This is a genomic window from Xanthomonas sp. SHU 166, assembly GCF_000364685.1.
Taxonomy (GTDB): domain Bacteria; phylum Pseudomonadota; class Gammaproteobacteria; order Xanthomonadales; family Xanthomonadaceae; genus Xanthomonas_A; species Xanthomonas_A sontii.
Genome location: NZ_AQOJ01000246.1, coordinates 1 through 7,601, shown reverse-complemented (window position 1 = coordinate 7,601; position 7,601 = coordinate 1). Strand labels below are relative to the sequence as shown.

Here is a 7,601-nt window from a genome sequence, read left to right as displayed (position 1 = left end):
GCGTGCGCGGCACGCTCAGCGCGGCCCGCCGCCGCGGCGTCCGCCGCCGCGCTGCTGCTGCTTGCCCTCGGCCGCCTTCAGTTCGGCCTCGGTCGGCTCCGGCGGCGCTTCGCCCGGCTTCAGCGCGTTCACCTTGGTGCCGGGCTTGAGCCGGAACTGGCCTTCGGTGACCACCCGCTCACCGGCCTTCAGGCCTTCGGTCAGCTGCACGTGGCTGTCGCCCACTTCCGCGCCCTGCTTCACCGTCTGCATCTTGACCGTGTTGTCGGCCTGCACCACGTACACGTAGTCGCCGTTGGGCCCGCGCTGCACCGCCTGGGTCGGGACCACCACGCCGTCGGCCACGGTGCGCAGGGTCAGGCGCACGTTGACGAACTGGCCCGGCCACAGCGCGCGGTCGTCGTTCGGGAACACCGCGCGGACCTTGAAGGTGCCGGTGTCGGCGCTGATCTGGTTGTCGATCACGTCGACCTGGCCGTCGCTGGCGATCGGATGCGCATCGGTGCGGTCCAGAGCGGTCACCGGCAGCGGCGCGGCCGCCTGCGCCTGGCGCACGTCCTGCAGCTGGATCTCCGGCAGGTTGAAGGTCACGTAGATCGGGTGCACCTGGGTGATGGTGACGATGGTGCTGCTGGTGCTGACGATGTTGCCCACGTCCACGCCGCGGATGCCGGCGATGCCGTCGCTGGGGGCGAGGATGCGGGTGTACTGCAACTGCACCTGCGCCGCACGCATCTGCGCGTCGTTGGCGGCGACCGCCGCTTCGTACTGCGCCACCTGGTTGCGCTGGGTGTCCAGGTCGGTCTTGGCCACGTACTGGCGGTAGGCCGGCGAGTCGGAGCGCTGGAAGGTGGAACGCGCGGTGGCCAGCAGCGCCTGGTTCTGGCGCTTGCTCGCCGCGGCCTGGTCGTAGCTGGCCTGCAGCGAGCGCGGGTCGATCTGCGCCAGCAGCTCGCCCTTCTTCACTTCCTGGCCTTCGCGGAAGTTCAGGCTCATCAGCTGGCCGCCGACCTGCGGGCTGACGGTGACGGTGCTCAGCGCGGTCACCGTGCCGGTGGCGGTGGCGTAGATCGGCACCGCCTGGTGTGTGGCGGCGACGACCGTCACCGGGACCGGCGTGTTGTCGCTGTCGTCGCCCATGCCGTCACCGGGGCCGCCGCCCTTGTGATGTCCGCCGCGCATGACGCGCATGCCCACCACCACCACGGCCACCGCTGCGAGGATCAGCAGCGCAATCTTCCAGAAACGCGACATCCGGGGAAACTCCTGTGGCGAGGCGGGGTGGAGGGCCCTCCCGCAGTGGCTGGTGACGAGCGAGAAAGCATATCGCCGGCGCGTTGCGATTGGACCATGACTGAAGGGACAGACCCCGCGGGCGGGCAAGGCCGGTCGTCCGCTCTCGCAACGCGCAGGCGGCGCATCGGTTGACACGGATTCGCAAGGGTTTTTTGTCCGCAACGGGATCCGTGGCCGCCCCTCGCCGGCGGCCGATGCACTACAGTGACTGAACGCCCGTTGCGTCCCGATCTGGAGCCCTGCCATGCCGCGCCTGTCCCGCCTGCTGTCCGCGATGCTGTTCGCCGTCCCCGCCCTGGCCTGGGCGCAGAGCGCCGAGCGCCCGGAGGTGACGGCCGCCGCGGCCAGGCTGCAGGCCAAGGTGGTGGAGTGGCGGCGCGACTTCCACCAGCACCCCGAGCTGTCCAACCGCGAGGAGCGCACCGCCGCCAAGGTCGCGGAGCGATTGCGCGCGCTGGGCCTGAAGCCGCAGACCGGCATCGCCCACCACGGCGTGGTGGCGATCGTCAAAGGCGCGCTGCCGGGGCCGAAGATCGCCCTGCGCGCGGACATGGACGCGCTGCCGGTGACCGAGCAGACCGGCCTGCCGTTCGCCTCCAAGGCCACCAGCGAGTACCGCGGCGAGACCGTGGGGGTGATGCACGCCTGTGGCCACGACGCGCACACCGCGATCCTGCTCGGCGTCGCCGAGGCGCTGGTGGCGATGCGCGCGCAGCTGCCGGGCGAGGTCATGCTGGTGTTCCAGCCCTCGGAGGAGGGCGCGCCGGGCAACGAGGAGGGCGGCGCCTCGCTGATGCTCAAGGAAGGCCTGTTCCGCGACTTCAAGCCGCAGGCGATGTTCGGCCTGCACGTGTTCTCCAGCGTCCAGGCCGGCAAGATCGCGGTGCGCGGCGGCCCGCTGATGGCCGCCTCGGACCGTTTCAGCATCAAGGTGATCGGCCGCCAGACCCACGGCTCGGCGCCGTGGAACGGCATCGACCCGATCGTGACCAGCGCCGATCTGATCGGCGCGGCGCAGACGGTGATCAGCCGCCGCGCCAACCTGTCCAAGCAGCCGGCGGTGCTCAGCTTCGGCGCGATCAAGGGCGGCATCCGCTACAACATCATCCCCGACGACGTGGAGATGGTCGGCACCATCCGCACCTTCGACGAGGGCATGCGCCAGCAGATCTTCGCCGACCTCAGGACCGTGGCCGAGCACACCGCCGCCGCGCACGGCGCCAAGGCCGAAGCGCACGTGCCCGACCAGGACGGCAACCCGGCCACGGTCAACGACCCGGCGCTGACTGCGCGCATGCTGCCCAGCCTGCAGGCGGTGGTCGGCGCCGGCAACGTCTACGAACCGCCGCTGCAGATGGGCGCGGAGGATTTCTCGTTCTACGCGCAGCAGGTGCCGTCGATGTTCTTCTTCGTCGGCGCCACCGGCCCCGGCATCGACCCGGCGACTGCGCCCAGCAACCACTCGCCGCAGTTCCTGCTCGACGAGACCGCCCTGGACGTCGGCCTGCGCGCCATGCTGCAGGTGACGCTGGATTATTTGAAGCAGTGATTGCGGAGTCGGGATTGGGGATTCGTAAGCGCGTGGGTGCGGCGGCTTAGGGAATCGTCATCGGTGCTGCCCCAACGCCTATCCGTTGGAGCGGCGCTCGATCGTCCCGGGGAGTCAACCGTCATGCAGGTGCGAGGCGCGATGTGGCGCGCTTGCCGATGGGGCAATGCGTCGGGACTGAAGTCCCTCCCACAGTGCATCCGGCGGGCTCGCGGTGAGCCTTTGTGGAAGCGACCTCGGTCGCGACGTGCAACGCCTCGCATCGACGCAAGCACGTCGATCCAAGTGAGCCAGATTTTGCTTTTGCCACTCCCAAATCCCAAATCCCGAATCCCAGCCCCATACACCTCCCAGCCAGAACGCGCCCGCTACACTGCACGGCATGAACACCCCCCAGGATTCCAGTCTCGGCCGCGAGGTCGCCTACCCGTCGCAGTACGATCCCGCGCTGCTGTTTCCCATCCCGCGCGCTGCGGCGCGCACCGAGATCGGTCTCGACCCCGCGGCGCTGCCGTTCTTCGGCGTGGACCGCTGGCACGCCTACGAACTGAGCTGGCTCGATGCGCAGGGCAAGCCCTGTGTCGCCACCGCGACCCTGCACGTGCCGTGCGCCTCGCCCAACCTGATCGAATCCAAATCGCTCAAGCTCTATCTCAACTCGCTCAATGCGATGCGCTTCAACAGCGCCGAAGCGCTGCGCAGTTGCATCGTCACCGATCTGTCGGCGCGCGCCGGCGCCGACGTGGCGATGGAGTTTGGCCTGCCGCCGATGGACACGCTGGGCGAGGGCGAGTCGCTCGATGCGCTGGACATCGCCATCGACTGCTACGGTCCGCCGCGTCCGGACTTCCTGTCCGCTGCCGATGGCGATGTGGTCGAGGAAACCCTCACCAGCGAATTGCTCAAGTCCAACTGCCCGGTCACCGGCCAGCCAGACTGGGCCTCGCTGCATGTGCGCTATCGCGGCGGCCGCATCGACCGCGAAGGCCTGCTGCGTTACCTGATCAGTTTCCGCGAACACGCCGGCTTCCACGAGCAGTGCGTGGAGCGCATCTTCCACGACCTGATGACACGCTGCCGCCCGCAGTCGCTGCAGGTGGAGGCGCGCTACACCCGCCGCGGCGGGCTGGACATCAATCCCTGGCGCGCCACCGCGGACGTGGCCGAGCCGCTGAGATTCCTGCGCGATCTGCGTCAGTAGAGCGGCGCTGACACCGCGATTGCGCCATCGGCCGCGACGCGCGACTTCATCGACGCGGCCGAGCGTGCTGCAGTCGGGACTGAAGTACCTCCCACAAGAAGCGCCCTGCGGGGAGCGCTGTCGTCAGCTTCTCTGCGGCAGACCGGGGTTCGCGCAGTCGTCGCCTGGACGATGCGCCCACATGGCGATGGTGGCGTGTGTTCGCGGTTCTGCCGGCATGCACGGTCCCGAGCATGCGAGCGACACATTTCGCCGCGTTGGCATACGCGCGGCGCGCCTGAACCGCAGCCGCGCGGTTCACGGTCGCGCGATCCTTTTTTAACAAATCCTGTGACACCGTGGCAGCGTCCCATCACGCAGGAAGCCACGCGATGAACAGTGACAAGCGCGCCGATTTCTCGGCGGTCACCGCCAAGGTGGACACCACCGCCGACGTCGTACAGAAGGCGGATTTTTCCGCCGTGCAGAGCAAGGTCGACAGCACCGCCGAGCAGGTGCAGCAGGTGTACGTGGTCAAGCCTGGCGATTCGTTATCCAAGATCGCCAAGCTGCATTACGGCGACGGCAACGCCTGGACGCGCATCTTCGAGGCCAACCGCGACGTGCTGGCCGACCCCGACAAGATCTATCCCGGCCAGACCCTCAAGCTGCCGGCCGGCGCCTGAGGCGTCGCCACCACCCCCTTTCGTTATTCCGACAGGAGTCCCCACCGATGAAGACCCGCTCGATCTCCGCGTTTTCGCCCCTGATGATCGCCCTGGTCGGCGCGTTGGCGCTGGCCGGCTGCAAGAAGCAGGAGCAGCAACAGACCGTGTCGCCCGATCCCACCTCGTCCGCGCCGACTGAGCAGATGCCGGGTCCGGCCGCAGCCCCGGCGGAGCAGCCGGCGCCGGCCGCCGCAGGCGCCAATGCGGTGAACGTGGCCGCCGTCGCTGTCGGCAACACTGCCGCGGCGGACAAGTCCGTCGCACCGATGACCACGCTCGCCAGCAAGGACAAGATCATCGTTTCGGTGAAGACCGAGGGCTCGGCGACCAACGCCAATGTCGGCGCCAAGCTGGTGTTCCAGGACGGCCAGACCGCCGGCGAGCGCACCGAGACGCTCAATACCAGCGGTGCCGACACCACCAACTTCGAGTTCACCAATCCCAAGGGCTGGCCGGCCGGCCAGTACAAGGCCGAGGTCACCGTGAACGGCCAGGCGGCGGGCACGCCGCAGACGTTCGAGGTGAAGTGATCCAGGGCTGAGGCCCGATCACGGGTCGCACGCGCCGCCTCTCTCCCGGCACGTGCGACACGCTGGCGCAGCCGCGAGGCTGCGCCTTTTTTATGCGTGGCCCGATGCTCCGACAGCACTGCCGACGCGCCGGAGGAAGAAGGTGTGGGGGACTTCAGGACACTCCCATAGCCCGGAAACCCGTCATAGGAGCGGCTTCAGCCGCGACCGGCCTTAGCGGGTACGCCCGTCGCGGCTGACGCCGCTCCTGCCACGGAGGCGCAAGCTGCATCCGGCGGATCAGCGGCGCCCTTCCATCCCGACGCACGTCCTGGACGATGCCTTGCCGTCCACTCGGCGGCGTCTGCGCGCACCATCGCTGGCCAGCACCGCGCAGCCGCGCAAGGCGATCAGTGATGCGCGTGCAGATCCAGCATGCGCCCACTCACCACCACCTGGCGCAGGCGCAGGTCGCTGTCCAGCACCACCAGGTCGGCGCGGGCGTCGGGAGCGATGCGGCCGCGGTCGCCGAGGCCCAGGTAGTCGGCCGGGAAGGTGGACACGCGCTGTGCGGCATCGGCCAGCTCCAGGCCCGCCTGCACCAGGTTGCGCAACGCCTGATCCATGGTCAGTGCGCTGCCGGCCAGCGAGCCGCTGGCCAGGCGCACGCAGCCGCCGCACTTGTGCACGCGCTGCTCGCCCAGTGCGTATTCGCCGTCGGGCATGCCGGTGGCGGCGGTGGCGTCGGTCACCGCGTACAGGCGCGGGATCGCGCGCGCGGCGAGGCGAATCACGCCGGGATGCACATGCTGCAGGTCGGGAATGAGTTCGGCGTACTGCGCATGCGCCAGCGCCGCGGCGGCGATGCCGGGGCGATAGTGGTCCACGCCGGTCATGCCGTTGAACAGGTGAGTGAAGCCGGCCGCGCCAGCCTGCAGCGCCGCCACGCCGTCCTCGTAGCTGCCGGCGCTGTGGCCGAGCTGCACGCGGATGCCCAGTGCGGTCAGCGCCGGAATCAGCGCGGTGTGCGCACCGATCTCCGGCGCCAGGGTCAGCACCCGGATCGGCGCCAGCGCCTGCCACTGCTGGACCTGGGCGAGGCTGGCCTCGATCGTGCGGTCGGGTTGCGCGCCCAGCCGCTGCGGGCTGATGAAGGGGCCTTCCAGGTGCACGCCGGCGATGCAGGCGGCGTCGGCATCGGGCGCGGCCATGGTCGCGGCGACGCCGCGCAGTGCGTGCGCGATCTCCTCGACGCCGGCGGTCATGGTGGTCGCCAGCAGGGTGGTGGTGCCGAAGCGCAGGTGGGTGCGGGCGATGCGCCGCGCCGCGTCGCCGCCCTGCATCAGATCCACGCCGGCGGCGCCGTGCACATGCAGGTCGACGAAGCCCGGCAGGATCAGCGGCAATTGCGGATCGTCGCCGCCGCTGTGGTCGTCCACCTGCAGCCGGCGCACGTGGCTGTCGAAGTGGACGTGGCCGCGGCGCCAGCCCAGCGGGGTGAGCAGGCGGCCGTGCAGGGAGCGGGTGTCGGTCATGGCGTGGGCTCGGCGACGATCACCTCGATGCCCAGCCGCTGCAGCCCCTCGCGGGTGGCCTCGTCGATGCCGGCGTCGGTGATGATGGCGTGGATCTGGTCCAGGCGGGCGATGCGGTGCAAGCTGACCCGGCCGAACTTGGAGGCGTCGGTCAGCACCACGATGCGCCGCGCGCGCTCGACCATGCGGTGGTTGAGCCGCGCTTCGGCCTCGTCGTGGGTGGTCAGGCCGAACTGCAGGTCCAGGCCATCCACGCCCAGGAACAGCGTGTCGAAACCGTAGGCGTTGAGGCTGGCCTCGGCCTGGCTGCCCTGCAGCGACAGCGATTGCTGGCGCAACTGGCCGCCGGTGAGCAGCACGTTGATGCCGGGCGCGTTGGCCAGTTCCCAGGCGATGTTGAGGCCGTTGGTCATCACCGTGACGTCGCGGTGCGCGCGCAGGTGGCGGGCCAGGGTCATCGTGGTCGAACCGGAGTCGATGATGATGTTGGCGCCGGGCTGCACCATGCGCGCGGCACAGGCGCCGATCGATTCCTTCAGCGGCAGGTTCAGCGCGTCCTTTTCATGGATGTCCTGCTCCTGCGGCGGCGTGCGCACCAGCGTGGCGCCGCCGTGGGTGCGGGTGGCCAGGCCCTGCGCCTCGAAATGGTTGAGATCGGCGCGAATGGTCACCGCCGACACGTCGAAGCGTTCCACCAGGTCGGCAACCTGCACCGTGCCGTGTTCGAGCAGCGACTGCAGGATCTGCTGGCGGCGGGAGCGGGTGTTGCGCATGGCCATTCTCGGATTCGCGGGCGACCGGGAA

The 7,601-nt window shown here is 69.5% G+C and carries 7 protein-coding genes; 4 read left to right on the top strand and 3 right to left on the bottom strand.

The features are described from left to right. Positions 1-15 precede the first annotated feature (15 nt). Positions 16-1,254, bottom strand: coding sequence for an efflux RND transporter periplasmic adaptor subunit (locus D180_RS08050; protein ID WP_017912391.1), 1,239 nt, complete (start codon positions 1,252-1,254; stop codon positions 16-18). A 286-nt stretch (positions 1,255-1,540) separates the two neighbouring features. Here D180_RS08050 and D180_RS08045 point away from each other — a divergent pair, with 286 nt between their 5' ends. The 4 genes from D180_RS08045 to D180_RS08030 all read left to right on the top strand — a co-directional run bounded on the left by D180_RS08045 (position 1,541) and on the right by D180_RS08030 (position 5,283). Next, on the top strand, positions 1,541-2,845 hold the full coding sequence (locus D180_RS08045; protein WP_017911042.1) for a M20 family metallopeptidase: 1,305 nt from the start codon (positions 1,541-1,543) through the stop codon (positions 2,843-2,845). Between the two features lie 382 nt (positions 2,846-3,227). After that, complete coding sequence (gene queF / locus D180_RS08040; protein WP_017912390.1) at positions 3,228-4,046, top strand: NADPH-dependent 7-cyano-7-deazaguanine reductase QueF; 819 nt, start codon at positions 3,228-3,230, stop codon at positions 4,044-4,046. Between the two features lie 371 nt (positions 4,047-4,417). Further along, positions 4,418-4,711 carry a LysM peptidoglycan-binding domain-containing protein gene (locus D180_RS08035; RefSeq protein ID WP_017911040.1) on the top strand — a complete coding sequence of 98 codons (294 nt, stop codon included), beginning with the start codon at positions 4,418-4,420 and terminating at the stop codon, positions 4,709-4,711. Between the two features lie 47 nt (positions 4,712-4,758). After that, positions 4,759-5,283: a hypothetical protein gene (locus D180_RS08030; RefSeq protein WP_017912389.1), complete on the top strand. Its 525-nt coding sequence runs from the start codon at positions 4,759-4,761 to the stop codon at positions 5,281-5,283. Between the two features lie 389 nt (positions 5,284-5,672). Here the strand turns inward: D180_RS08030 and D180_RS08025 are convergent, their stop codons facing one another. After that, positions 5,673-6,797 carry an amidohydrolase family protein gene (locus D180_RS08025; RefSeq protein ID WP_017912388.1) on the bottom strand — a complete coding sequence of 375 codons (1,125 nt, stop codon included), beginning with the start codon at positions 6,795-6,797 and terminating at the stop codon, positions 5,673-5,675. After that, entirely contained in the window at positions 6,794-7,570 is a 777-nt protein-coding gene (locus tag D180_RS08020) for a DeoR family transcriptional regulator (protein WP_043090637.1), read from the bottom strand. The genes D180_RS08025 and D180_RS08020 overlap by 4 nt, the downstream gene beginning before the upstream one ends. Positions 7,571-7,601 lie beyond the last annotated feature (31 nt).